Origin of the sequence: Robiginitalea sp. (assembly GCF_049588695.1) — a bacterium.
Taxonomy (GTDB): domain Bacteria; phylum Bacteroidota; class Bacteroidia; order Flavobacteriales; family Flavobacteriaceae; genus Robiginitalea.
Window position 1 is genome coordinate 1 of sequence record NZ_JBAVZJ010000066.1, and the last position, 1,591, is coordinate 1,591.

General features: G+C 49.0%; 2 protein-coding genes. One reads left to right on the forward strand and one right to left on the reverse strand.

The window, feature by feature from the left end:
* A partial coding sequence (locus WBV75_RS01395; RefSeq protein WP_424118874.1) for a pyruvate kinase occupies window positions 1-781 on the forward strand: 781 nt, incomplete at its 5' end.
* A 17-nt stretch (window positions 782-798) separates the two neighbouring features.
* Here WBV75_RS01395 and dinB read toward each other — a convergent pair.
* The coding region (gene dinB, locus WBV75_RS01400; RefSeq protein WP_424118875.1) for a DNA polymerase IV at window positions 799-1,591 on the reverse strand (793 nt) is incomplete at its 5' end.

Sequence of the window (1,591 nt, forward strand, 5' to 3'; positions counted from 1 at the left end):
CAAGATTGAGAAGCCCGAGGCGGTAAAGAACATCGACAAGATTGTCGCCTATTGCGATGGACTTATGGTGGCCCGGGGGGATTTAGGGGTGGAAGTCCCCGCTCAGGAAGTCCCGCTTATTCAGAAAAAATTGGTTTTAAGGGCGAAGAAAGCACGTATTCCGGTGATTATCGCCACCCAGATGATGGAGACCATGATTACCAGTATGGTGCCCACCCGGGCGGAAGTGAATGATGTAGCCAATTCAGTAATGGACGGGGCAGACGCCGTCATGCTTTCAGGGGAGACCTCTGTGGGTAATTACCCCATACAGGTTATTGAAAAAATGACCAGTATACTCAAGAGTGTGGAGAGTTCAGACCTTATCCGGGTTCCTCAGGAACCCCCTCATGTGCGTACTAAACGCTACATCACCAAGGCTGTTTGCTATCACGCTGCCTCTATGGCCAACGAAATCCAGGCCAAAGCCATCTCCACCCTGACCAATAGCGGATATACGGCCTTTCAAATTTCAGCGTGGAGACCCAGCGCCCATATTTTGGTGTTCACCTCAAACTTACGTATCCTCTCACAGCTCAACCTCCTTTGGGGCGTTAAGGCTTTTTATTACGACCGCTTTGTCTCCACCGACGAGACCATAGAAGATGTCAACCGCATCGCTTGTCAGAAAGGTTTCCTGGATGTTGGGGATATGCTCATCAGCCTGGCCGCCATGCCCATTAAGGACAAGGGGATGGTAAACACCCTCAGAGTAACGGAGATCGAGACATGTAACCTGTAAAGCAAAGGTAAGAGGACCTAAAAATCAAATTTTAACTGGACGTGGATAGCATCCTCAAGGGGCTCCGGTTGTTTGGTATCCGTATTCAGATTGGAAAGGGAAATTCCCAACAAGCGCACAGAATTCTCAAGGGATTCCTGATAGAGGAGTTCTTTGGCATTCTCTAAAATCATCGAGGAGCTGGAAATAAAATAGGGCAAGGTCTTGCTTCGGGTCTGCAGGCGAAAATCGCTGTATTTAATTTTTAGCGTAATAGTTTTACCGGCCCGCTTTTTCGGTTTAAGGCGGGATTCCAGTTCAACGGCAATGGCCTCCAACCGCTCCAGCATAAAGACTTCGCTACTCAGGTTTTCGGAAAAAGTCCGTTCTGCCCCTACGGACTTCGGCACGCGCTCAGGCTGGACCGCGCTGTGATGTATGCCTCTGACCACCTGATAATAATGGTTTCCGCTTTTTCCAAAATGCTGTACCAGAAATTCCAGGGACTTCGTTTTTAAATCCGCCCCGGTAAAAATGCCGAGGTTGTGCATTTTTTCAGCGGTCACCTTTCCCACGCCAAAGAACTTTCGAATCTCCAGTGCCTTCAGAAAATCTGCGACCCCTTCCGGGGGAATGGTTTTCTGCCCGTTGGGTTTATTGATGTCACTGGCGATTTTCGCAATAAATTTGTTGATGGAGATACCCGCTGAGGCGGTTAATCCCGTGTGCTGAAAGATGCGTTGTCGTATTTCACTGGCGATTATGGTGGCTGAGGGGATACCCGTTTTATTTTCTGTAACGTCCAGATAGGCTTCATCAAGGGAGAGGGGC